Origin of the sequence: Hymenobacter sp. APR13 (genome assembly GCF_000737515.1) — a bacterium.
Classification (GTDB): domain Bacteria; phylum Bacteroidota; class Bacteroidia; order Cytophagales; family Hymenobacteraceae; genus Hymenobacter.
Map to the genome: position 1 here is coordinate 2362564 of NZ_CP006587.1, position 22861 is coordinate 2385424.

Consider the following 22861-nt stretch of genomic DNA (forward strand, 5'->3'; position numbering starts at 1 on the left):
CTATCGGCTCCCATGCAGATTCCGTTTCTTCAACGCCTCCAGGCCCTGGCCGGCCCGGCCCTGGGCAAGGTAGTGCCCGCCGATGCTGGCCCGCCCGCCACGGCCGCCGCCGCGCAGCTACAGCAGGTGCTGGCTGGCTTGCCCGAGTTGCTGGCCGCCGCCGTGGTTGCCATTGAGTCGGGCCAGGCGCTGGCCACCTACGCCACTTCCCGCGAGTTTCAGCTGCCGAAGGTGCTAGCCTTCAATGCCGAAGTAGTGCGCCAGCAGCTGCGCGCCCTGCAGGCGCTGGGCCTGCCCGCCGACGAACAGCTGGAAGAAATTCTGATAACGCTCCGCCAGCAGTTGCACCTGATGCGGCTGCTGCCCAACGGCCGCTTCCTGTACGTGGCCGTCGATTGCCGTGATACCAATCTGGGCATTGCCCGCGCCGTCATCCGCTCCTGCGAAGGTTAGCTCAGGGGAAAGACAGCGCCGTTCGTTTTTTCTCACCTTATCCTTCTTACGCGTATGAAATTGACTGCTTCTCCTTTTGATCCGCAAACCGGCGAGCTGCTGCCCGTGTACCGCGACGCCTACCTCAACGGCGACCTTACCCGGTCGTCGGCTAAGGCTGTGGAAAGCTACTTGGGCCGCGACGACGACCAGGCCCACGAAACCCTAACCCGCTGGCAGGAACTGCACGCGGCAGAAACCGTGGCGGCGCCTACCTGGGTGCAAAAGCAAATCCAGTACATCCGGGCCGAGCCCGTACGCTTCCGGCGGCGGGCCACCACGCTGGTAGCCTCGGCGGCCCTGCTGGGCACCATGGTATTTGCCGGCACTCACCTGCCCACCGAGCGCACGCCCGTAGCCGACAACCTGCCCACCGAAATGGCCGCCGCCGAAGCTGCTGCTCCGGCTGCCGTTGCTTCGTCGATGGTGGCCGCCCGCACCATGACGGTGCGCGGACGGATTCTGGACGAGAACGGTGCGCCACTGGTGGGTGCCACCGTGCTGCACCCCGGCAGCCTGAGTGGCGTGTCCACCAACGCCGCCGGCGAGTACATGATGCAAGTGCCGGCCGGCACCACTACGCTCAAGTATGGCTACGGCGGCTACCAAGACGAGGAGCTGACGGTACAGAAAAGCACTACCTCCAACGTAACGCTGCTGCCCCAGCAGAAGGAAAAGAAGCGCCATTGGTGGCAGTTTTAGGCCCTCTTGGTGCCATTTGTTTGTAGTACCCTGCCTGCGTGAAACCCAAAAACTACCGTAGAAAAGCGCCCCGTCGGGTTGAGCGCGCTGAGCTGCCGCCCACCTCCGACCCGCTGGCCGAACAGGTAGTGGCTCAAGTGCGGGCAGCGCTGCCCGAACTGCTGGCCGTAGCCGTGGTGGAGGTGGCCTCGGGCACCAGTTTGGCCGCCCACGCCACCACCACCGCCATCGACCCGGCCACGGGGGCCGCGTTCAACGCCCAGGTGGTGAAGCTCAAGCGGCAGGCCATGGCCGCACTGCAGCTCCCGCCCGACGAGCAGCTGGGCGACATCCTGATTACGCTGTCCAGCCAGCTGCACCTGCTGCAGCTCACGCCCGACGGCCGCCGGTTTATTTATCTGGTGGTGGCCTCCGACACCACCAACCTGGGCATTGCCCGGGAGGTGCTGCGGGCCCAGGTGGGGCAGCTGGCCGCGTAGTTCTTGGCGCCCAGTAGCGCGAACTTTGTATTTCGCGCCTCCGAACGACAATCGTTCAACGGCGCGGGGACGCGAACTACAAAGTTCGCGCTACGGGTCGTCCGAACGGCGGCGACGCAAAAGAGCTCCTTTCTCACGCGTGGGGAAGGGGCTCTTTTGCGTTGGGGTGATGGGGGCGGAGCGGGGGTGCTGCACAATTTCCCTGCATCCCAAACTCCCCTTCCGTACCTTCGCCCCAGTTGATTCTCACCGAATTTACCCTAGCATGAACCAATACGACGTTACCGTCATCGGCTCCGGGCCCGGCGGCTATGTGGCGGCCATCCGCTGCTCCCAGTTGGGCCTCAAAACCGCCCTCATCGAGAAGTACGACACCCTGGGCGGCACCTGCCTCAACGTGGGCTGCATCCCCAGCAAGGCCCTGCTCGACAGCACCGAGCACTACCACAACGCCGCGCACACCTTCAAGGAGCACGGCATTGAGCTGAGCGACCTGCAGATCAATATGAACCAGCTCATCGACCGCAAAAACGGGGTGGTGAAGGCCAATACAGACGGGATTCAATTCCTGATGAAGAAAAACAAAATCGACGTCATCCACGGCGTTGGTTCGTTTGTCGATAAGAACCACATCAGCATTGCACCCACGGCCGGCGGCGAAGCCCAGCAGATTGAGACGAAGAACGTCATCATTGCTACCGGCTCCAAGCCCACCGTGCTGCCCTTCATCCAGCAGGACAAGCAGCGCATCATCACCAGCACCGAGGCCCTGAACATCCGCGAAGTGCCCAAGCACATGATTGTGATTGGCGGCGGCGTAATCGGGCTGGAAATGGCGTCGGTGTACGCCCGCCTCGGCGCGAAAGTGTCGGTGGTGGAGTTCATGGACTCGCTCATCCCGACCATGGACCGCGGCCTGGGCAAAGAGCTCAAGCGCATCCTGGGCAAAATCGGCATCGAGTTCTTCCTGAGCCACAAGGTAACTGGCGCCACCCGCGAGGGCGACACCGTGACCGTAACCGCCACCAACCCCAAGGGCGAGGAAGTGAAGTTTGAAGGCGACTACTGCCTGGTGGCCGTAGGCCGCGCGCCCTACACCGCGGGCCTGAACCTGGAAGCCGCCGGCGTACAGATGGAGGAGCGCGGCCGCATCAAGGTAGATGAGCACCTGCAAACCTCGGTACCCGGCATCTACGCCATCGGCGACGTGGTGCGCGGCGCGATGCTGGCCCACAAGGCCGAGGAAGAAGGCGTGTTCGTGGCCGAAACTATTGCCGGCCAGAAGCCCCACATCAACTACCTGCTCATTCCCGGCGTGGTGTACACCTGGCCCGAAGTGGCCGGAGTGGGCTACACCGAGGAGCAGCTGAAGGAGCAGGGCAAGGCCTACAAAACCGGCTCGTTCCCGTTCCGCGCCTCGGGCCGCGCCCGCGCCTCCATGGACCTCGACGGCTTCGTGAAAGTGCTGGCCGACAAGGAAACCGACGAAATCCTGGGTGTGCACATGATTGGCCCCCGCATTGCCGACCTCATTGCCGAAGCCGTAACGGCCATGGAGTTCCGCGCCTCCGCCGAGGACGTAGCCCGCATGAGCCACGCTCACCCCACCTACGCCGAAGCCATGAAGGAAGCGTGCCTCGCCGCCACCGAGAACCGAGCGATTCACATGTAATTCCGGCGCTTACGCTAGAAACCGAAGCGGCTGCAGCTCCCAGGAGTTGCAGCCGCTTTTTTGGTATTGAGGGGTGTGGCCAGCTACCACAAACCAAGGAAACCTTTCTTCTTGGCCACGTTGGGACGGGCTATGTCTATCACGTCGGAAATGCCGGCTTCATCGAACTTGTCGAGCAGCGCATCGACGCCCTTGTTCATTTTTAGCTCCATCTCTTCCTTGTAAATGGGGTACAGACAGTAGAAGTGGATGGTCTTTTCGTCCGTCACGCGCAGTTCCCGGAACTCCTCCGGTAAGCTGATAGAAGGCAGTAGCAGCATGCAGCCCAGCTTCGTATCAGCGGCGTAAGGCTCGGCATGCTCCCCATTCGGGATGGTGTGGCCGGACCCCAGCCACGTGTGGTATTCGTGCGGAAAACGGGCAATAAACTTCATCCAGCCAATGGGCCAGTACGCTTCGTCCGTTGGGGTAGAGTCTGCCTGCCCAACGTCTGACAGAGGCCAGGTACTGGGAAGGAGAATGCACAGCTCCGCGTACGCGGAGCTTTCTGCATCAGCAGGCACAGTCATAGGCAGGTCGCTCATGCCGGACGTAACCAGCGTGTAAAAGGGAAAATCCTTGGTGGGAGCCACGATATGCACGTCCAGGTGCACTTTGTCCGAGATAAGCTCGTGAAAAACCCCGGTAACAGGGCCAACGTGCTGTTCGATGTGCCTCGAAATAGCCTCAATGGATTCCTCGTCGCCGGATGCCAGGCTGAACGGTTCGGGTTCTACATTTTCATAGCGGTAAATGGGTGCCCCGGAAGACGAATTCTCTGGTTCGATTTCCTGCTCTGACATAGTAGGTAGCGTAAAGTGAAAAGAGAAGAAAGGAAAGCACGTTGCCCGGTTGCTGGTAGCAAAATGCCCGGGAAGGGTAAGTGTAAAGAAGTAGGGCGGTTAATCAGGTCTTCTGCACCAGCTTAAAACCATCCTTCGTCACTTGGTACTGCTGGCCTTGGATGGTGATGGTTTCGCCTTCCAGTAGCTTGCTCAGGTTCTCGATGTCGCCCTCAATGGTGTGGAGGCTGAATCCGTGCTTGCGGGCCAGGGCGAGGTACTTGGGGTTGATGTAGTCGCGGACGCCGCAGAGGATGATGCGCACATGGGCGGTGGTGTTTTTGAGCAGCTTGGCGTCGCGGGGGAAGGTGTAGTTGTCGGCCAGCAGGATCAGCTCGGCCGAGTCGGGGGCGGCGGCTAGCTTTTGGGCGTAGAGCAGGGCTTCGGCGTCGTTTTCGGGTGCGTCGCCGCCACCGCCGGCCTTCATGGTTTCGATGAGCTTGTTCTTGATGGCATCGTAGCTATCCGTTTTCACGTGGTAGAGGCCGCCGGTTTTGCCCAGGCGCTTGTCTTTGTCGGGCTGGTCGTTGCCGTCGTTGAAGAACACGAAGGTTTTCTCGTCTTCGAGGGCGCTGAGCTGCAGCCAGGCCAGCAGGTCGTAGGTGTAGGGGAACATGCTGCCAGTCACGTCGGTCACCACCACTTCCTTGCTCCACTCGGGGTGGCGCTGCATCACGCGGCTGACCACGTTGGCATCGGCGGGCAGGGGCAGTTCCTCAGTGGCGGCCGTATCGGCGGCGGCCAGCAGCTCGCCTTTCTTGGTGATGCGCGCCTCGCAGTAGTCGTTCTTGTGCTGCTTGTTCTTCTTTTTCAGCGCCACCCGGTAGAGCCGGGCCGCCGAATCGGGGAGGGCGAAGCTGGTGAAGCCCATATCGGCCTCGCCCAGCAGCTGCAGCGGCCCCAGCGGCAGCCGGATAACGCCCTTGGCCGTGAAGCCGAACATCTTCCGGTCAATGGGGAAGCCGGAGGTGAAGGCCACGCTTTTGCGGATGGCTTCTTCCAGCTCCGCCACACATACGGGCCGGGCGGTGGGCAGCACCTGCACCGTCCGGATGGTGCCGCGGGCGTCCACGGTCAGCTGAAACTTCACCACCTGCGCCTCCCGTTGCGGGCACTTGTAGAGGCGGCGCAGACTGCGGGCCATCTGGCGATTGGTGAAGCGGCCGGCCGGCAGGTTGCAGGCCACCTTTTTGCCCTGGGTTTTCTTGCTGGCTTTAGGGCGCTTCTTCTCCAGCAGGCGCAGCTTGCGCGTGAGGCTGTCGAGGTCGGCGCGGCTGGTGGCGGCGGTGGCGTGCGGGGCCACGTACACCACAAAGCCGTGGAAAAACGGCTGGCACTCGCTGGGACTGTTGCAGCCGGTCTGCTCCACCAGCGTCCACGTCACCGACTCATCCTGCAGCAGCCCCGGCACGGCGGCGGCCAGGTTGCGGATGCGGCTGAGGTTGAGCTGGCGCTGGTTGAAGGCGGGGTTGAGCCGGAAGGCCGTGTACACCAGATCAATGCGCACAATGTGGCGGTCCTGCAGGCGCAAGGCCTTCAGCTCGGCCCCCGAAAACGTAGACGGCAGCTGCAGGGCCTGCAGATCAGGTAAGGGCTGGTAGCGGCTGGTGCGGTAGGCGTTCAGCTGGTCGTAGAAAGCGGTAAGGTCGGGCTCCGACGGCGAGGCTGTCTGGGCGCGGGCCGCGGAGAGAAGCAGGAAAAACAACAGGCCACTGAGCAGGCCGTGCCGGAATAAAGGAAGCATAGCGCACGATAATGAAAGCCGGGCCGCAGGCGCCCCCGTAAAGCAACGCAACATACGACTTTGCCGCCCCACCTGAAAGGCCCCAAAAGCCACCGCAAAGCCGCCCCGCTACCAGCTGCTGCCGGCCCCGCCGCCGCCCGAGCTGCCGCCGCTGCTGCTCGACCAGGAGCTGCCCCCCGACGACGACCCCGACGAGCTACCCGACGACGACAGGCGCGCGGTGGTGTATTTGGTGCGCTGGGTGTGCTGGCAGAAGGCGCAGTGCCACACATGCCACCCCCAGCCGCCGTGCGACGTGGTGGCTTCTTCCATTACCTCGTCGGGCTGGGGCTGGGCGGTGTGGTAGCGGCACATTATGCAGGCCTTGGCGTCGGTGGCGAGGTTGGCGTAGGGCAGGAGTAGCTGCTGCTGGCAGGCCGGGCACTGCCACGCGTCGTAGTCCACGGAGGCCACGCGCTCCTCGGCTACCTGGCCGGGCTGCAGGGTGGCGTCGTCCTGGGTTTCGTCGAGGCGATGCATGGGGTGGGCGCAGGCGGGGCAGGCGTAGGGCTCGTTGCGGAGGGCAGCCAGGCGGCGCTGCTGCCGGGGCCACAGCCACACCAGCCCCAGCGGAAACACGTAGCGCAGCATCCCCAGGCCATGCAGGGCTTCGCTGAGAAACACATAGCGGGCGTGGCGGCTCTGGCCGGCCAGGGCGGCCAGGCGCTGCTGCACCTGCCACAGGTAGGCGTGCGCGCCCAGCAGCGGCACTGCGTAGCACAGCGCCAGTAGGGCGGTGGCCGGCACCGCCAGGTCCAGCAGCAAGGTGCCAAACCACAGCCCCACCAACGCCGCCACGGCCAGCCCCAGCCCCCAGCGGAAGCCGGCCGTGGGCTTGAGGTTGAACAACAGCAGCCCGCCCGTCACCAGCAAAAACACCAGCCCCAGCCCCACGCCAATGGCCTCGGCCGTGCTCCAGGCATTGGGGTTGGCAGGGTCGGAGCTGGCGTAAATGGCAGTTTCGGGGGCGGCCGGGTCGTCGGTCAGGGCCAGGGCAGCGTCTGTTGAGGCAGTGGCCAGCGAGTCGGCGGGCTCCAGGCGGCCGGTGGTGAGCTGCCGGATCAGGGCGGCCACGCCTTGGCGCACAGCGGCATCGTACTGGCCCTGGCGCAGGTAGGGCACCATATACCGCTGCTGCACGCGGAAGCACAGGATGTCGGGCAAGTCGGCTTCGAGGCCGTAGCCGGTTTCGATTTCCACCCGGCGCTGGTCTTCCACTATCAGCAGCAGCAAGCCGTTGCGCAGCTCCCGGTCCCCAATCTGCCAGCGGTTGAACAGGGCCGTGGCGGCCGTCTTAGGTACTTCCTCCCCAATGCTGCGGGTCAGCACCACGTCGATGTGGGCGCGGCGGCTTTGGTCGAGGGCCTGCAGCAGCTCGTTCAGGTCGCGCACGGTGGCGGGCTGCAGCAGGTGGTCGGGGTCACTGACGTAGGTCTGGCCCAGCGTTTTGGGGTCGGGGATGCGGGTGAGGTAGGACGCCTGCGCCGCCACCTGCCGGCCTGCGTCCAGCGCCAGCATCAGCCACAAAAGCACGTAACGCAGAAACATAAGCCGCCGGAAGGGAAGGTTTGCAGGCCAAAGAAAGCAATCTGCGGCAGACCGTTTCCCCCACCAGATTGCGCACCGGTTATTTCAAGGCGGTGCCATGCAACCCAGGCACTACCTCCGGGGCTCTGGTAGTAAGACACTATCCCTTCATCTTATTTTCTTGCTACCATGCATCAGAAACTAACAGCCCTAAGCGGCCTGCTGCTGCTGGCCGTCAGCGCCCACGCCCAACTAGGTGTGCGCGTCGGTGCCAACTCTACTACTATTGCCACTAAAACTCCACAACAGGGCCAGCAAGCCAGCGCCGACGCCAAAACCGGCTTTCAGGTGGGCGTATTCTACGAGCACAAGCTAGGCCCGCGCTTCTCGGTGGTGCCGGAGTTGCAGTTCAGCCGCCAGCGCACCCAACTGCACTCAGTAGAATCGTGGAGCGGAGTAGCAGGAGTGACGACATACACTACCGATTCACGGCTCAGCCAAAGCTACCTGCACTTGCCCGTTCTGTTGCGCGCCCGTTTTGGCAACTTCTACGTGGAAGGCGGCCCTCAGGCCAGTCTGCAGCTGGCTTCCCACGAAGCCGGCACCACAGTAATAACCAGTTCCTACGACCCCAACTCTTCCCAGCAGAATTTCGACCGCACCGCCACTAACAGCTACCGCCGTTTCGATGTGGGCTTATGCGCCGGCCTGGGCATGCAGCTGCCAGCGGGTTTCAGCATTGGGCTACGAGGCACGTCCAGTCTGCTGCCACTCAACTCCAAAGAGTCATCGGCTCCCGGTTTCACCATCAACCGACGCAGCCAAACGGTACAGGCGTCCATCAGCTACCAGTTGCGGAGTGCTGGAAAATAGGCTGCCCTCGTAGCCCCTGTGCTGGTGTGTAGAGATGTGTCGTCAGCGCCCTATGCAATATGCAAGCAGATTCAGTGTTCTGGTAAAGAGAAGTATGTTCCGCTGTATTCCTTCATTTGACATGTATCCGAAACTGCTACTAAGCGGCCTGCTACTGCTGGCCGGCAGCGCCCATGCCCAGCTGGGTGTGCGCGCCGGCGCCAACACTACCACGATGGCCATTGAAACCCCACAGCAGGGCCAGCGGGCCAGCGCCGACGCGAAAGCCGGTTTTCAGGTGGGCGTATACTACGAGCACCAACTGGGTGCGCGTTTCTCGGTGGTGCCGGAGCTGCAGTTCAGCCGCCAGCGCACCCAGTTGCGCCTAGAGGAGAGTATTTTTGCCGATCCTACCTACGCCTCAGACTATCGGCTCAGCCAGAGCTATCTGCAGCTGCCCGTGCTGCTGCGCGCCCGGTTCGGCCGTTTCTACGTGGAAGGCGGGCCCCAGGCCAGCCTGCAGCTGGCTTCGCGGGAAGTGGGCACCGAGTTCTACGGCACCCTGGCCGGAAGCTTTTATGCCGACATCGACCGCGCTGCCACTGACCGTTATCGCCGCCTAGATGTGGGCGTGTGCGCCGGGCTAGGCGTGCAGCTGCCGTCGGGCTTTGGTATCGGGCTGCGAGGCACAGCCGGCTTGCTACCACTGCAGCGCCAGGACTCACGCACACCAGCCTACAGCGGCAACCTACGCAGCCAGTCGGTGCAGGCTTCCATCAGCTACCAGCTACGCCCGCGCTCCTGAAGCCGGCCTGCCGCGTACCCAATGCCCAAAATGCCAAGCGGCCGCAACTCCCGAGGAGCTGCGGCCGCTTGCGCATAGTCGAAAACCGAAGGCTTACTCGCCGCCCAGCTTCACGTTGAAGGCGCTCGGGCCTTTGGGGCCCATTTCCACCTCGAAGCTTACTTTGTCGTTTTCCTTGATGGTGGTGCCGCTCGACAGGCCGTTGGCGTGCACGAAGATGCTCTGCTGCGTTACAGAGTCCTTGATGAAACCGTAGCCCTTGGAGTCGTTGAAGAACGTAACCTGGCCCTTGCGGATCGGGTCTTCCTCCTCCATATCCTCCTGGCGTATGGCGCCAATGCGGATGTCCTCCACCTTGATTTCCTTTTTCTTCTTGGTCGGGTCCGGCGGCGTCGACGTGATGTTGCCGTTCTCGTCTACGTAGGCGAGCATTTCGTCAAGCGGTTGGCCCTTCTTGGCGTTGGCTTGGCGCTCTTCTTTCTTCTCTGCTTTTTCGTTGCGCTTCTTCAGCCGCTTTTTCTCATTTTCCTTCTTGCCGAAGGTTGCCTGCGATTTGCCCATGCGTGGTATGTGGTGCTATTATTGCCGAATGGCGTGTGGAGATGTTGAAAGTGGGGGTACGGTAGCTACATAATAGGTAAAAACCGATATTTAGCCCGTATGGTTCACAAAACCGGCTCCTCAACGGCAGGGGATGGTAAGGCCGCCCGCAGAGCTACAGTTAAGGTATAAAAATAATTGCGTAACAGCACGCGGCCGGGGCCGCGAATTGCCAAAGATACGGAGGCCGCGGCAGCTTCGGGCATGGCCGGCGGAGGGAATATGCGCCAAGCGGCTACGCCATGCGCCGGCAGCGGGCCCGGGCCTAGCCGGCCCTGCCTGCACAAACCAGCCTAGCGGGTTGGCGCGCCCGGTTTACCATTGCAGTTCGTCCACTTCCCGCACCTCGCCGGGCGGCAGGCTGCCCAGCACAATGCTGCCGATGCGCACCCGCACCAGTCGCAGCGTAGGAAAACCGGCAGCGGCCGTCATTTTGCGCACTTGGCGGTTCTTGCCCTCGGTCACGGTGATGCTGACCCAGCTGGTGGGGCCATGCCGCTCGTCGCGGATTTTGCGGGTGCGCGGCGGCAGATCCGGGGCCTGCTCCAGCCGAAAAGCGGCGCAGGGCAGCGTCAGGTACTTGCCTTCTGGCACCCCGATTTCTACGCCCTGCTGCAGTAGCCGCACGGCTTCGTCGGTGATGAGTCCATCTACCTGGGCGTAGTATTCTTTCTCCACGTCTTTGCGGCGCACCCGCTCGCTCACGCGGCCGTCGGTGGTGAGCAGCAGCAGGCCTTCGCTGTGCTCGTCGAGGCGGCCAATGGACATGGTGCCTTCGGGGAAGTCGTGCAGGGCTCCCAGGAATTTCTTTTTCCGGGCCTCGCGGGCATCTTCGCTGCGAAATTGACTAAGGTAGCCGAACGGCTTGTGCAACAGGAAATGGCGGTGATTCATGCAGCCGCAAGGTACAACGCGTATCGTTTCTTGCTCTGCGCGCAATGATACGCGTTAGCGGGTCACACGGGCTTTGCCTTTGTTGCGCACGTCGCTGGCGCCGGAGGCGCGCGAGGTCAGGCTTTCTTCCACGAAGACGTAGGCATCGGAGGCGCCGGAGGCCTGCACGTCGGCGGTGCGGCTTTGCAGCTCGTTGGCGCGGTAGTCGCTGCTGCCACTGATCTGCACCTGCTGGCGCTCGGCGCGGCCGGCCAGCTTGATGTCGCAGGCGCCGGAGGCTTGCACCGTCAGGGCTTTGGTATCGAGGCGCAGCGTCACGTCGGAGGCGCCGCTGGCCCGGATGCTGAAGTTGTCGGCCGTGAACGTGGAGGTGCTCTTGATGTCGGAGGCGCCACTGGTTTCGATGCCGGTCAGGCGCGGGCAGGTCACGTACACCGTCACTTTCTTGTTGTTGAACAGCTGGCTGGGCGCTTTTTTGTCGCGGTAGATCTGCAGCGTGCCGTTCTGCACTTCGGTCACGATGTACTTTTCCACGTCGGCTTCGGCCTGCACTTTCACCTCGGAGCCTGCGCCCTGCACCAGCACCACGTCGCAGGCTCCGCTGGCCCGCAGCTTATCAAACGAGCCCACTTTGCGCAGCTGCTGGGCCTGAGCAGCCGACACGGCCACCACGCTGAAAATGGCGGCCACGGCCGCAGAACGGAGAAGAGAAGCAGTACGCATGAGCAGGAGAAGATAGAAGTGGAGAAAAAAATATTGAAGGCAGTATGCAGGGCCAGATGCCATTGCGGGCCCGGGCGTTGCCTGCCAACTCGGTTTTTTATGCATCTGATTCTGCCCCGTCGCTACTAGCCCGGGGCCGCCCGCCCTGCAACCTGGCCGCAACCTCAGCCGTAACAGGCCCCATTATAGCCAGTAGGCTATATGCTGTTTTCACCGACCTCCCTTTTTATGCATAAGACCCTGCTTTTTGTCTCGGCTGCTGCCACATTGCTGGCCGCCTCCTGCTCCCAGGACAAACCCGCTGCCGTCGACGCGGCCACCACGCCCTCGGCCGATACGGCCGTAGTCGTTGACAATGCTGTCGACACCACCACCTACCGCACCGATGCCGACCGCCTCGCCGACCGGATTGCCGAAGACCTGAAGCTGACGGATACGGTTGTCGTGACGCGCATCGAGAAAACGTACTATACGCGGGGCCGCCGCCTCGGCGAGATTGAAACCAGCTACGCCACCGACACCACCGGCCGCTACGCCGCCATCCGCCAAGTAAACGACGACACCGACCGTGAGGTGAAAACCATCGTCACGGACCCCAACCAGTACAACACTTACTCGTCGAACCGTGGCACTTACTACGCCGGCACGCCCTACACCGTAACGGAAACCCGCGTGGTGGAAGAAGACCGTAGCGCCCCCGCCCGCCGCACCGGCCCCAGCATCGTGAAGTACGATAAAAAGGCCAACGGCGAAACCAAAATCGTGTACTCCAACGGTACCACGGTGAAAATCGACAAGGATGGCGACCGGAAAACCGAGTACTCAAATGGCACCAAAGTGAAGCGCGACGCCGACGACGGCAAGGTGAAAGTGAAAGACTAGCTTTCTGCGGCTGCTGCCACATAAAAAGCCCCCGTACCAGTTTGGTGCGGGGGCTTTTTGTGTGGCAGCAGCGGACTATTTCTTGAAAAATGCCAGCAATTCGGCCCGGTGTGAGTTGCCGATGGGCAGTAGCGTGTTGTCGAGCAGCAGCACATTATCGGGCTGGAGCATGCGGATGTGGGCGGCGGCCACGATGAAGGAGCGGTGCACCCGCACAAAGGCCGGACCCAGCACGGCCACCATTTCCTTCATGGTGTGGTGTAGCAGATAGCTTTTGGTGGCCGTCGTGATTTTCACGTAATCCTTACAGCCCTCCACGTACACAATGTCGCGGTGCGGGACTTTCAGCAAACCCTGGCGCTCCTTCACCAGCAGGTACTTTTCCTCGGTGGTGTCGGCGGGCGGCACGGGCTGGGTGGCGGGCAGGCGGGCCACGGCCTTCATGAACCGCTCGTAGCTGAAAGGCTTGAGCAGGTAGTCGAGCACATCCAGCTCGTAGCCCTCGTAGGCGTACTCGCGGTAGGCGGTGGTCAGCACGGTTTTGGGCGGGTGGGTGAGGCTTTTGAGGAAACTCAGGCCTGTCACGAGCGGCATTTCAATGTCCAGAAACAGCAGGTCCACGGGGTGCTGGGCCAGGTGCTCGTAGGCCTCCATGGCGTTGCGGCACTTGCCCGTGAGCGTGAGCCCCGGCGTCTGGCCGATGAACTGGGTAAGCACCTGATGGGCCAGCGGCTCATCATCCACAATCAGGCAACGGACAGGGGCGGGGGTAGTGGTCATTGGATAGGTGATGAGGTAATGGGGTGATGGGGTGACATAGGACGTCATGCTGAGCGAAGGCGCAGCCGCAGTCGAAGCATCTCTACCGCTTCGTTGCAGTGGTAATCAGATGAAGCGGTAGAGATGCTTCGGCAAGCTCAGCATGACGTTCTCTTTCGTACAGCATGATACCCTGCTACACCCGCAGCGTCAGCTCGGCGCGGTAGCGGCCGTTGTGCTCGGTGAGGTGCAGCTCGTGGGCATTGGGGTAGTAGAGGTTCAGGCGCTGGCGGATATTCTGGAGGCCGATGCCGCCGCTGCGCTTGGGCGAGGCGGCTGGGGCTTCAGGCAGCATGTCGTTTTCGATGAGGAAGTGCAGGCGGCCGGGCGTGGTGGTAAGCGTGGCCTGCACGGTGGCCGCGTCGGAGAAGTGGTGGCGGCCGTGCTTGAAGCTGTTTTCTACCAGCGGCAGCAGCAGCAGCGGCGGCACCTGCACGCCGGCCGCCTCGCCCACGGCCCGGAACTCCACCCGCGCCCCGGCGTACTTGCGCTGCTCCAGCTCGAAGTAGTTGGCCATAAACTCCACTTCCTCCGTCAGCGGCACCTGCGCCTTGCCGCTGTCATACAGCACGTAGCGCATCAGCTCCGAGAGCAACAGAATGAAGCGCGGCGTTTCGGGCGAGCCGGCCAGACTCAGGCCGTAGATGCTGTTGAGGGTGTTGAATAGAAAGTGGGGCTGCAACTGGGCTTTCAGCTGCTCCATCTGTAGGGCCAGGTGGTCTTTTTCGAGGTGGCGGCGGCGCTGCTCGTGTTCGAAGGCCAGCCGCACAAACGCCACGCAGCTGAAGGCCAGCAGGTCGGTAAACAGCAGGCTGATGTGGTATTGGGCCCTGCCTGCCAGGGTGGCGGCAGATTCCAGATACTCCTGTTGATAATAGCTCACCAACTGGGGCGGGCTGGGTATGTACTGAAACAGGCCGTGGGCTAGCACCATATTCAGCTTGATGCCCCACCACGTATAGAGCAAGGCGCCGATACCCAGCAGCGCATAGCGTCGGCGGCGCAGCAGCAGTGGCAGCAGCCCGCGGTAGTAGGGCACAATGTAGAGCGTGGACAGCAGCGCAAAAAGCATCAGCTGGGGGTAGGGGAAGTTGGCGCGCTCCGTGAGCGGCACAAGGCGCCCGGCCTCCTGCATGAAGAAGTTGTACTTGTAGAGGCCCACGTACAGCAGCCACACCAGCCCCTCAAACACAAGTGGAAAACGACTGGGCCGGTCGGGGCCGGTGGGGGTGAGGCGGGGCATTTGCATGGGGCCAAGTTGGCGGATTTTCCGGCCGCCTGCAGCATGCGCAAGGCCGGATTTCGACCAAAGGGGGTGTTTTTTTCGACCAAAAAACCGGGCCGGCTACTTGGTCGGATCAGTGACTGGAGTGGTCGAAAAACGCGCTGGAAACGCAGTGGAAGGCTGTTGCTTTGTCCCATTCCCAGCCGGTTGGCGGTTGGGTTTTCCCTCGACACACTGCCCACTGCCAAGTCCATGAAAAACGCTTCCGCCTCCCTGCTCCTCGTTGCTGCGCTGGCCGCCGTACCCGCCGTAGCTACCGCCCAAACCGCCCCGGCATCGGCCGGCCAGCGTGCCGCTGCCGCCCTACGCGGCACCGTCGCCGACAGCCTCTCGCGGCAAGCGCTGCCCTTTGCTACGGTGGTACTGCAGCCCGCCGTGACGGCCCCGGTGCTCAGCACCATCAGCGACGAGCACGGTGCGTTTCATTTTGAGGCCGTGCCGGCCGGCCGCTACCAGCTGCTGGTGCGTTACATCGGCTACAAGACGGCGGCGCCGCTGGTTGTGGAAGTAAGCGGGGGCCAACCTGTAGTGCTGGCGCCGGTGCTGCTGGCCGCCACCGGGCAGAGCCTGAAAGGTGTGACCGTAACGGCCTACAAGCCGTTCATAGAGCAGCGCGCCGACAAGCTGGTGCTGAACGTGGCCGAAAGCCCTATTGCCCAGGGCGGTACTGCCGCCGAAGTGTTGTCGCGCGCGCCAGGGGTAATTGAGCAGGGTGGCCGCTACCAGGTGCGGGGCAAAACGGCCCTGGTGCTCCTCGACGGCAAGGTGACCAACCTCAGCGGCAACGACCTGGCCGACCTGCTCGCCTCGCTGCCCAGCAACACTCTCGACAAGGTGGAAGTGGTGGCCAATCCCTCGGCTAAGTACGACGCCAACGGCGGGGCCGTCATCAACATCCTCACCAAGAAAAACAGCGCCTTCGGAACCAACGGCAGCGTGATTGTCGGCGCCGGTGCCGGCCGCTTTGCCCGCTACAACAGCGGCTTCACCCTGAACTACCGCCGCGACAAGCTGAGCGTGTTCGGGGGCCTCGACTACCAGCGCAACAAACAGTATCGGCGCTTCGACAGCAACCGCGTGCTAAACCAGGAAACGCGCATCAACGAACAGAGCTACAGTGTAACCGAGCGTAGCGCCCAAACGGCGCGCATCAATGTGGACTACGACCTGACCAAGCGCAGCTCGGTGGGTTTGCAGATTCGCAGCTTAACCAGCGCCCGCGCAACGGACGGCAACACCAACTCCGTGGTGGCGGGCCTGACCGGGCCGCCCACCGCCACCAACGACCTGCAAACCACCGGCACTGCCCGGGGCTTCAACCACACCATCAGCCTCTATTACCGCACCGTGCTGGACTCGGCCGGTAGCGAGCTGAAGCTCAACGCCGACTATCTCCGCTTCAACAAGCGCTTCGACGAGCAGTACCGCAACGCCGGCTACGACCTGCAAAGCGAGGAGGCCACGGCCAGTGCGCTGCGTACCTACTCGCCGGCCAGCAACTCGGTGGCTTCCTTTACTGCCGACTACACGCGCACCCTGGGCAAAGCCACGGCGCTGGAAGCAGGCCTGAAATCCCTGCGCACCATCACCGACAACGACATCCACTGGGAAAACCTGGCCGAGGGCGGAACCTGGCGCAACGACGAGCGGCGCACCAACCACTTCGTGTACCGCGAGTACATCAACGCCGCCTACGCCTCGGTGCGCCGGCCGCTGGGCCAGAAAGTGGGCATGCAGCTAGGCGTGCGGGCCGAGCACACGCGCAGCGAGGGCGAATCGTTGACGCTCGGCCAGGTGAATAAGCGCGACTACTTCAACCTGTTCCCGAACGTGTCGCTGGACTACGCGGCATCGGACAAGCAACAGTGGAATTTCAGCTACCAGCGCAAGATTGACCGGTTCCGCTTCGACATCGTCAACCCCTTCCTGACCTACCTCAGCCCCTACCTCTACTACCAGGGCAACCCCGCCATCCGGCCCTCGTTTTCGCACAACTTCTCCGTTTCGCACAGCTACGACAACGCGGTAGCTACCTCCGTGAGCTATGGCCACCACACCAACGTGCTGGCCAGCGTATTCCGCCGCGAACCGGCCACCAACATCCTCGTGCAGTCCGACGCGAACCTGAACCGGGGCACCAGCCTGGATGCCAACGTGAGCCTGACCAAGCAGATGTACGGCGGGGTGCTGACCATGGCAAACTTTGTGGGCGCCACCTACGTGCGGTTCTACTCGCCCACCATGCCCTGGCTGAACCAGTCGAGTGTGGGCGTAATGGCCAGCAGCAACACCACCGTGAATCTATCCCATGGCATGCGGGTCGAGCTGAATCTGTTCTACCGCACGCCTCTCACCTACGGCGCCTACTCGTTCAAAGCCCAGTATAACGGCAGCATTGCGGTATCAAAGCCGGTGTTGAAGGAAAAGGGTACGCTCACGCTCACCGTCCTCGACCCGCTGAACCTGCAGAACAGCCGCTACACCACGCGGGCCGAAGGTGTGCAGGCGTACAGCCTCGATAAGGCCGAAACCCGCTCCGTGCGGCTGAACTTCAGCTACCGCTTCGGCAACCAGAAAGTGAAAATTATCAAAACGCGCCGCACCGGTATCGAGGGCGAAAAGAATCGTCTGGAAAATTAGACTGTCAAAACGGATTCGTGAGGTCACTGCCATGCCCCGGCCCTTCTCCTACCCGGGGGAGGTGCCGGGGTAGAATGGTTGGAGAGCAGTGGTAAGCGCGAAACTTACAGCCACAAATTTCGACCAATAGGGTGCGTTTCTTCGACCAAAAAACCGCGACGCTTGCTTCGTCGCCTCGTGGCCCGCCGTGGTCTAAAAAAGCTTCATTTCGCCTGCTGGGGGCTATTCCTTTGTGTTGTTGCCAGTCGCTGAACGGCTGGCCTTTCTCTCTCGACACCTCTTTCCCCGGTACCCATGAAAACCATCTTCCGCTCCCTGCTCGCAGCCGCTTTGCTCGCTACTACCGCCACTGGTGCCTCGGCCCAAACCGCTCCGGCCACTGCCGCTGCCGACACGGCCCGCATCACGCTTGATGCCTCCATGGTGAAGGCCGTGAACACCCAGAGCTACGCGCTGTTTCGCCAGACTGTGCAGCCGCTCATCAAGCAGATGCGGGGCAAAAAGGTGGTGGCGCTGGGCGAAGGCACCCACGGCACTGCCGAGTTTTACAAGCTGCGCTTCTGGCTCACCCGCATCCTGATGGAGGATGAAGGCTTCAACCAAGTGGCCCTCGAAAACACCTACGCCGACTGCTACCGCCTCAACGAGGCCATGCACTCCGCCACCATCGACGACCTGAAGCCGCTGATGAAAAAGCACCTGCTCAGCATCTGGCAAAACCGCGAAACCGAGGAAATGCTGAACTGGATGCATACTTACAACACGTCCCACCTGCGCAAAGTGGAGCTGACGGGCATCGACGCCATGTTCGGAACCACCGCCGCCGAGGTGCTGCGCGAACAGCTGGTGCGCCTCTCGCCCGAAATCAGCGCCCTCACCGAGCAGCTGGTGCAGCGCGCCCAGTACCAGGACAAAGTTTGGGTGGACCTCAACGACCGGAGCATCCCGTTCAAGCGTCCCGAAATGCTGGCCAATGGCTGGGCCGGCTACGAAGCCACCGAAAAGCTGGAAAAAGCCCTGGCCAACGTAAAGCTGACGCGCCGCCAACGCCCGGTAGTGGCCGGTGCCCTCCAGAACCTGCACCACTACTTCGACACCTTCTACCAGCCCAAAGTCAACAAGCGCGAGTCGTCGCGCGACAGCCTGATGGCTGAAATGACTCGGTTACTGGTGCGCGACAAAGGCAGCAAAGTCATTGTGTGGGCGCACGATGCGCACGTATCGCGCCGCCTGGCCGTGCCCGGCGACAACAACGGCGGCGGCACCGGCAAGTTTCTGGAGCGCATGTTTCCCGGCCAGTACTTCGTGCTGGGCACCACCACGGCCACCGGCACGGTAGCGGCCACCACGCACCGCTTCATCTCGCCGCTCAGTCCCATGGCCGCTTACCCCCTCGAAGCGCCCGTAGCGGGTTCGTGGGAAGCCAGCATGCAGGCGCTTACTCCCGCCGTGTTCTACCTGAACGCCTCTCAGCTGCAGGCGCAGGATGTGCGCCGGGGCCATCGCCTAGTGGGCTACAGCCCCGACAGCGGCAAGGACTCCTACTTCCCCTTCAAGCTTTCCGAAGCCTACGACGCCCTACTGTTCGTGCGCACCACCACGGCCGCCACACCTCTATAGTCGATTGTCGTGTCCGTATTTCGCTAGTTTACATCTATATAAAAAGCCGCTGGCGCACTATGCGTCAGCGGCTTTTTGCCTTGCTGGCCGGCTTGCTTTACTGAATAACCCCGTAGCCGCGCAGCTCGGCATCAATCCGGCGGTTCCAGCGGTCCTGCGTGGCCGCGTCCAGGCCGTGGCGGGTTTCCAGGTCGTACTGGTCTTGCAGGCGGTTCATTTCGGTGAAGGATTTCAGGTACTGCAGCTGCAGGATGCTGTTGTAGTCTTCCACGGTGAGGCTGTCGGCGGTGGCTTTGCGCCGAAACCGCTCGGCCACCAGCCGCACAATGTCGAAGTGGCGCTGCTCGTGGTTGAGGTTGTAAGGTGTTTGCTGGCCGGGCCCCACCCAGGAGCTGCTGCGCACCACAAACACCTGCAGCGTGAGGCCCAGCTGCACCACGCCGCGCACCACCCGCGGCTGCCCGCGGTAGGCAAACCCCGGAAACACCGTGGCCGCGTACTCACCCGGCCGCGGCCGGCCCGTGAAATCCGTCCAGCGCAACGGGCGGGCGGGGTCATGGAACAGCGTGTCGGGCTCGGTCTGGCGCTGGTCGTAGCGGAAGGTGGGCTGCACGGCCGTGGCCAGGCGTACGTCGTGGTCGGCGGCCTGGGTTAGCCAGCCGTTGAGGTAGCGCAGGGCATCGGCCAGGGCCTGCCGCAGCGTGGGCTCCACCACGGCCGGGCTGGCCAGCGGGCGGCCGTAGCGGGCACCGCCACGATACTCAGTGAGCAGCAGCGGCGGGCCATCGGGCCGCTGCCACTCAAACGCCAGCCGCACACTCACCCGGCCTTCTGCCTGGCTGCCCGGCGCGGCCGTTTCCTGCACCCGCAGCTCCTTTATTCGGATGACGATGGGCCGCTGCCCGGCCGTGCGCGGCAGACTCTGGCGGGCAAACTGCCGCAGGGCCCCGGCCGCTCCGCCTTGCAGGTCGGTGGCGAGGGGCGGGCCGGCTGGCGCACCCGGCCGCGCCGGGGCCGGCAGCAGCCACGCCACGGCGGTGCGGTCGGCCCGGTCGTCGCGCACATCCACCACCGAGAAAGTGGCGGCCTGAATGCCGAGCGGCGCAGGCAGCAATAGCAGCGGCTTAGGGCCTCCGGCCGGCATGGCGCCCAGCAGCAGCCACACCAGCGGCAGCGCCCGGCGCAGCCAGCAGAATCCGGCAAGCGGCACGTTGGAAAAAGGAAAAGCAGGCATCATCTGCCATACATCTGGCCGGCGGCCTGCGTTCCGCCCGTAGTGCCCAGCCGATAGAACGAAGCCACCAGAACGTCATGCTGAGGCGTAGCCGAAGCATCTCGCGTGCTGACGCGTGATTACTACTTCAACGTCAGCACGCGGGATTCCTCGCAAGCTCGGAATGACGTGCCTTTTGCCGGTGCTTCTGCTTACGCCGCCGCGCGCTGCTTGCGGTATTCGGTGGGACTGTAGCCGGTGTAGCGCCGGAAGGTTTTGTTGAAGTGCGACAGGTTATTGAAGCCACTGGCGTAGCACACCTCCGTCACCGACAGCTCCTCGTCAATAAGGCTGCGGCAGGCCTGGCCCACGCGGTATTCCTGCAGAAACTCAGTGAGCGTGAGGCGCGTCATCTTCTTGAAGTAGCGGCAGAAAGCCGGCACCGACAAATGCGCCACTTCCGCTACTTGCTGCACCGAGAGGCTGGCCCGGAAATAGTGCTGCTCCACAAACTGGTACACCCGGCTCAGGCGCTGCTGCTCCTTGCCGCTCAGGGCCTGGCTGCCGGCGCCAGCGTGCAGCGGCGTGTAGTCGGTGGGGGCGGCCTGGGCCAGGCGCTGCAGCACCTGCAGCAGCAGAAGCAGGCGCGCGAAAGGCGGCGCGTGCAGCAGCTCGCGCAGCAGGTCGCCGGCCGCCGCGCGGGTCATGCCCCCAAATGACAGGCCCTCGTGCGAGCGGGCCAGCAGCTGCCGGATATCGGCCAGCTCGGGGTGCTGCCAGAACTCCGGCCCCAGGAAGTCGGAGCGCAGCTGCACCACTATTTCCTCGAATGGCGTGCCGGCCGGCAGCCCGTAGCTGAAGGTGAGGTGCGGCAGGTCGGGGCCGATGAGTACCAGCTCGCCTTCCTCGAAGCGCGAAATGTGCTGCCCGATGTGCCGCCGCCCGCTGCCCTGCGGAATGTACACCAGCTCGTACTCGGGGTGGTAGTGCCAGAGCAGGCCGGCGCTTTGCACCTGGGTGTAGTGCAGCAGCGTGAAAGAGCTGTCGGCGGTCGGGTGGATAGGCTCAAACTGCAGTTTCATGGCGGAGTAATGCTTTACTGGCTGATACTTCTTGCGAAATTAATACATTAAGTCAATACAGCACCTGCATCGGCTAACTACGACGTAGTAACCCCCTGATTAACTGCCGAAATTGTGTCACGATTCAGGCCTGCTGCCGGCCGTCGGTTTCGGCTGGCTTTTTTCGGCAGCAACGGCCTGGTTTCAAGAGGACTAAGAAGCGGACGGGGGAGGAGTTGAAACGCAGCTTGCCCGTCTTTTCTGATAGAATATAGCTGGCGCAAGCCAGCAGGCAGAGAGTGCGCCGGCGCTGTCTGCCACCAATATCCAGCGGCATTGGGTGGGAATTTTGCCGCTGGCCCGTTCGCCGATTTCGTCGACGGACGTTAAAAAAGCTGAGGCCGTTAGGTCTCAGCTTTTTTCGTTTTCAGCCTATTGGTATTGCTGACGAGGCCGCCCCACGCCTTGCTACCGGCCATTAAGCGCCGTCTGGGGTTTGCGTGGGGCGTTGCGCAGCAGGTGCAGGGTGTGGGCCAGCAGATCGGGGCTGCCCCATTGGCCGCGGCCGGGCACCAGCACTTCGGCTTGCGGATAGCGGGCCTGTAGCTTGCGGAGCGTGGCGGGCCACTGTTTCAGGTTGGTTTCGGCCGTGCTGCTCAGCAGCTGCGCCGTGGCGTCCTGCACCAAGTCGCCGCCGAAAAGCACCCGCTGCTTGGGCAGCCACGCCACCAGGTTGTCGGGGCTGTGGCCGGGGCCGGGGAAAAACAGCTCCAGCTTCGTGCGGCCCGCCCGGATCAGTGTGTAGGGCTTGATGGCCGGCGTAGGCGCGCCAAAGGGCAGCCGCCCGGCCCGCTTGGCCGTGAGCGGTGTGCTGTACACCTTAATATGGTTAGCCTGCAGCACGGCTAGCCCGCCCAGCCGCGCCTCCTGCGCCCCCGATACCACCACCAGCCGCACCCGCTGGTGCAGGCTGTCGGCCACCCAGCGCAGCAGCTCCAGCGTCTGCTCCGGGTCCCAGGCCGTATCGATGAGCAGCGCGCCTTTGCTGGTGCTCACAATCAGACCATTCGATGCCACGGGCTCGGTTTTGCCGGCGTAGCGGTGGTAGGAGGTATGCACGAATACGTTGGGGGCCACGCGCCGCACCTGCAGATGCAGGGCAGCCGGCCGGGGGCGGGGCGGCGGGCTGGCTAGAGCCCAATTCAAAGAAAACAAAGCCAAAACCGCCGGCAGCATCAGCCGGCGTACGCAGCGCAACGGGCGCGGAAACAGAACAAACATTCAGAAAAATCAATGAACAAGCTTCCCTAACGGCGCACCGCCCCGGATAGTGCCCGCGCCGCCAAAACCCGTGCCTGCTCAGCCGATAATCTGCCGGATATGGTGTTCCATGTGTACCACGTAATCTTCCACCACCCAGCCCAGCGTTACATTATAGCCGTTTTCAAACTCGCAGCGGTGCTGCAGGGCCGCGGGCGTGAGCTGGTCCAGCAGCCGGGCGAGCTGCCGGTTATACAGAGTCCAGAGCTGCAGCAACTCGGTGGCGGGGGGCGCTTGGTAGGCGCCGCAGGCTACCCACCCATCCTGCTGATACGATGTCATATGGAAAGGCTCAGGCTCCAGTTGGCACAGCACGAAGCGGCGGTAATTGTTGGTAGCTGAGTCGAGAAGATGCCCCAGAATCTGCCGCCGCGACCAGCCGCCGGGCTGCAGAGGACGGCTCAGCTCCAGCTCGTCGTAGTCGGGAAAATGGCGGTTGAGCAGGTCCAGCAAGTGCTGCAGCCGGGCTAGCGGCTCTGCCAAGGGCTTGTCCGGGAGCGGCAGCACTGGAGGTGGGCTGCCACCGGCCGCTACACTTGTGACCGGCTCCGACCGGCGTCGGCGGCCGCGGCGCCGCGGCTGCAACGTGCCCACTAACCCCGGGGCTGTTG

Annotated in this window: 21 protein-coding genes; 9 read left to right on the plus strand and 12 right to left on the minus strand. The window is 63.0% G+C overall.

From position 1 onward, the window contains the following. The first annotated feature begins 12 nt into the window (after positions 1 to 12). The 4 genes from N008_RS09855 (at position 13) to lpdA (ending at position 3345) form a co-directional block, all read left to right on the plus strand. Complete coding sequence (locus tag N008_RS09855) at positions 13 to 453, plus strand: hypothetical protein (RefSeq protein WP_052381397.1); 441 nt, start codon at positions 13 to 15, stop codon at positions 451 to 453. A gap of 54 nt (positions 454 to 507) precedes the next feature. After that, positions 508 to 1194 carry a carboxypeptidase-like regulatory domain-containing protein gene (locus tag N008_RS09860; protein WP_044015650.1) on the plus strand — a complete coding sequence of 229 codons (687 nt, stop codon included), beginning with the start codon at positions 508 to 510 and terminating at the stop codon, positions 1192 to 1194. 38 nt (positions 1195 to 1232) lie between these two features. Continuing rightward, entirely contained in the window at positions 1233 to 1673 is a 441-nt protein-coding gene (locus N008_RS09865; protein ID WP_231569809.1) for a hypothetical protein, read from the plus strand. A gap of 265 nt (positions 1674 to 1938) precedes the next feature. Beyond that, positions 1939 to 3345, plus strand: a complete 1407-nt coding sequence (gene lpdA / locus N008_RS09870; RefSeq protein ID WP_044015652.1) for a dihydrolipoyl dehydrogenase — start codon at positions 1939 to 1941, stop codon at positions 3343 to 3345. Between the two features lie 83 nt (positions 3346 to 3428). Here lpdA and N008_RS09875 read toward each other — a convergent pair whose 3' ends face one another. From N008_RS09875 to N008_RS21555, 3 genes are all read right to left on the minus strand, one after another. Further along, positions 3429 to 4187 (minus strand): suppressor of fused domain protein, encoded by a 759-nt coding sequence (locus tag N008_RS09875; RefSeq protein ID WP_044015653.1) that lies wholly within the window; start codon positions 4185 to 4187, stop codon positions 3429 to 3431. A gap of 103 nt (positions 4188 to 4290) precedes the next feature. Then, positions 4291 to 5970 (minus strand): hypothetical protein, encoded by a 1680-nt coding sequence (locus N008_RS09880; RefSeq protein WP_044015655.1) that lies wholly within the window; start codon positions 5968 to 5970, stop codon positions 4291 to 4293. A gap of 108 nt (positions 5971 to 6078) precedes the next feature. After that, positions 6079 to 7557 carry a TPM domain-containing protein gene (locus N008_RS21555; protein WP_052381398.1) on the minus strand — a complete coding sequence of 493 codons (1479 nt, stop codon included), beginning with the start codon at positions 7555 to 7557 and terminating at the stop codon, positions 6079 to 6081. A gap of 168 nt (positions 7558 to 7725) precedes the next feature. On the opposite strand from N008_RS21555, the gene N008_RS09890 reads away from it, so the two are divergent. Further along, complete coding sequence (locus tag N008_RS09890; RefSeq protein WP_044015657.1) at positions 7726 to 8409, plus strand: porin family protein; 684 nt, start codon at positions 7726 to 7728, stop codon at positions 8407 to 8409. Between the two features lie 121 nt (positions 8410 to 8530). Next, positions 8531 to 9193 (plus strand): porin family protein, encoded by a 663-nt coding sequence (locus N008_RS09895; RefSeq protein WP_044015659.1) that lies wholly within the window; start codon positions 8531 to 8533, stop codon positions 9191 to 9193. Between the two features lie 93 nt (positions 9194 to 9286). On the opposite strand, the gene N008_RS09900 is transcribed toward N008_RS09895, so the two are convergent. The 3 genes from N008_RS09900 to N008_RS09910 form a co-directional block, all read right to left on the minus strand. Beyond that, positions 9287 to 9754: a cold-shock protein gene (locus tag N008_RS09900; RefSeq protein ID WP_044015660.1), complete on the minus strand. Its 468-nt coding sequence runs from the start codon at positions 9752 to 9754 to the stop codon at positions 9287 to 9289. A gap of 354 nt (positions 9755 to 10108) precedes the next feature. Then, positions 10109 to 10687, minus strand: coding sequence for a pseudouridine synthase (locus N008_RS09905; protein WP_044015663.1), 579 nt, complete (start codon positions 10685 to 10687; stop codon positions 10109 to 10111). Between the two features lie 54 nt (positions 10688 to 10741). Beyond that, complete coding sequence (locus tag N008_RS09910) at positions 10742 to 11410, minus strand: head GIN domain-containing protein (protein ID WP_197062982.1); 669 nt, start codon at positions 11408 to 11410, stop codon at positions 10742 to 10744. A gap of 228 nt (positions 11411 to 11638) precedes the next feature. Here N008_RS09910 and N008_RS09915 point away from each other — a divergent pair, with 228 nt between their 5' ends. Further along, positions 11639 to 12292: a T-complex 10 C-terminal domain-containing protein gene (locus tag N008_RS09915; RefSeq protein ID WP_044015665.1), complete on the plus strand. Its 654-nt coding sequence runs from the start codon at positions 11639 to 11641 to the stop codon at positions 12290 to 12292. Positions 12293 to 12367: 75 nt separating this feature from the next. On the opposite strand, the gene N008_RS09920 is transcribed toward N008_RS09915, so the two are convergent. Both N008_RS09920 and N008_RS21560 read right to left on the minus strand, forming a co-directional pair. Then, complete coding sequence (locus N008_RS09920) at positions 12368 to 13072, minus strand: LytR/AlgR family response regulator transcription factor (protein ID WP_044015667.1); 705 nt, start codon at positions 13070 to 13072, stop codon at positions 12368 to 12370. 175 nt (positions 13073 to 13247) lie between these two features. Then, positions 13248 to 14360: a sensor histidine kinase gene (locus tag N008_RS21560; protein WP_081910720.1), complete on the minus strand. Its 1113-nt coding sequence runs from the start codon at positions 14358 to 14360 to the stop codon at positions 13248 to 13250. A gap of 228 nt (positions 14361 to 14588) precedes the next feature. Here N008_RS21560 and N008_RS09930 point away from each other — a divergent pair, with 228 nt between their 5' ends. Both N008_RS09930 and N008_RS09935 read left to right on the plus strand, forming a co-directional pair. Beyond that, positions 14589 to 17036 (plus strand): outer membrane beta-barrel protein, encoded by a 2448-nt coding sequence (locus N008_RS09930; RefSeq protein ID WP_044015668.1) that lies wholly within the window; start codon positions 14589 to 14591, stop codon positions 17034 to 17036. A gap of 294 nt (positions 17037 to 17330) precedes the next feature. After that, positions 17331 to 18656, plus strand: coding sequence for an erythromycin esterase family protein (locus N008_RS09935; RefSeq protein ID WP_044015669.1), 1326 nt, complete (start codon positions 17331 to 17333; stop codon positions 18654 to 18656). Between the two features lie 97 nt (positions 18657 to 18753). Here the strand turns inward: N008_RS09935 and N008_RS09940 are convergent, their stop codons facing one another. The 4 genes from N008_RS09940 to N008_RS09955 all read right to left on the minus strand — a co-directional run bounded on the left by N008_RS09940 (position 18754) and on the right by N008_RS09955 (position 22733). Further along, entirely contained in the window at positions 18754 to 19866 is a 1113-nt protein-coding gene (locus N008_RS09940; RefSeq protein WP_052381401.1) for a hypothetical protein, read from the minus strand. Positions 19867 to 20081: 215 nt separating this feature from the next. Continuing rightward, complete coding sequence (locus N008_RS09945; RefSeq protein WP_044015670.1) at positions 20082 to 20951, minus strand: AraC family transcriptional regulator; 870 nt, start codon at positions 20949 to 20951, stop codon at positions 20082 to 20084. 447 nt (positions 20952 to 21398) lie between these two features. Then, complete coding sequence (gene bla / locus N008_RS09950) at positions 21399 to 22136, minus strand: subclass B1 metallo-beta-lactamase (RefSeq protein WP_197062983.1); 738 nt, start codon at positions 22134 to 22136, stop codon at positions 21399 to 21401. A 153-nt stretch (positions 22137 to 22289) separates the two neighbouring features. Continuing rightward, a complete protein-coding gene (locus N008_RS09955; RefSeq protein ID WP_044018574.1) occupies positions 22290 to 22733 on the minus strand; it encodes a DinB family protein in 444 nt (147 codons plus the stop codon). Positions 22734 to 22861 lie beyond the last annotated feature (128 nt).

Coding starts and splice junctions, on each gene's coding strand:
- N008_RS09855 (WP_052381397.1), top strand. CDS start 13: ATGCAGATTCCGTTTCTTCAACGCCTCCAGGCCCTGGCCGGCCCGGCC.
- N008_RS09860 (WP_044015650.1), top strand. CDS start 508: ATGAAATTGACTGCTTCTCCTTTTGATCCGCAAACCGGCGAGCTGCTG.
- lpdA (WP_044015652.1), top strand. CDS start 1,939: ATGAACCAATACGACGTTACCGTCATCGGCTCCGGGCCCGGCGGCTAT.
- N008_RS09875 (WP_044015653.1), bottom strand. CDS start 4,187: ATGTCAGAGCAGGAAATCGAACCAGAGAATTCGTCTTCCGGGGCACCC.
- N008_RS09880 (WP_044015655.1), bottom strand. CDS start 5,970: ATGCTTCCTTTATTCCGGCACGGCCTGCTCAGTGGCCTGTTGTTTTTC.
- N008_RS21555 (WP_052381398.1), bottom strand. CDS start 7,557: ATGTTTCTGCGTTACGTGCTTTTGTGGCTGATGCTGGCGCTGGACGCA.
- N008_RS09890 (WP_044015657.1), top strand. CDS start 7,726: ATGCATCAGAAACTAACAGCCCTAAGCGGCCTGCTGCTGCTGGCCGTC.
- N008_RS09895 (WP_044015659.1), top strand. CDS start 8,531: ATGTATCCGAAACTGCTACTAAGCGGCCTGCTACTGCTGGCCGGCAGC.
- N008_RS09900 (WP_044015660.1), bottom strand. CDS start 9,754: ATGGGCAAATCGCAGGCAACCTTCGGCAAGAAGGAAAATGAGAAAAAG.
- N008_RS09905 (WP_044015663.1), bottom strand. CDS start 10,687: ATGAATCACCGCCATTTCCTGTTGCACAAGCCGTTCGGCTACCTTAGT.
- N008_RS09910 (WP_197062982.1), bottom strand. CDS start 11,410: ATGCGTACTGCTTCTCTTCTCCGTTCTGCGGCCGTGGCCGCCATTTTC.
- N008_RS09915 (WP_044015665.1), top strand. CDS start 11,639: ATGCATAAGACCCTGCTTTTTGTCTCGGCTGCTGCCACATTGCTGGCC.
- N008_RS09920 (WP_044015667.1), bottom strand. CDS start 13,072: ATGACCACTACCCCCGCCCCTGTCCGTTGCCTGATTGTGGATGATGAG.
- N008_RS21560 (WP_081910720.1), bottom strand. CDS start 14,360: ATGCAAATGCCCCGCCTCACCCCCACCGGCCCCGACCGGCCCAGTCGT.
- N008_RS09930 (WP_044015668.1), top strand. CDS start 14,589: ATGAAAAACGCTTCCGCCTCCCTGCTCCTCGTTGCTGCGCTGGCCGCC.
- N008_RS09935 (WP_044015669.1), top strand. CDS start 17,331: ATGAAAACCATCTTCCGCTCCCTGCTCGCAGCCGCTTTGCTCGCTACT.
- N008_RS09945 (WP_044015670.1), bottom strand. CDS start 20,951: ATGAAACTGCAGTTTGAGCCTATCCACCCGACCGCCGACAGCTCTTTC.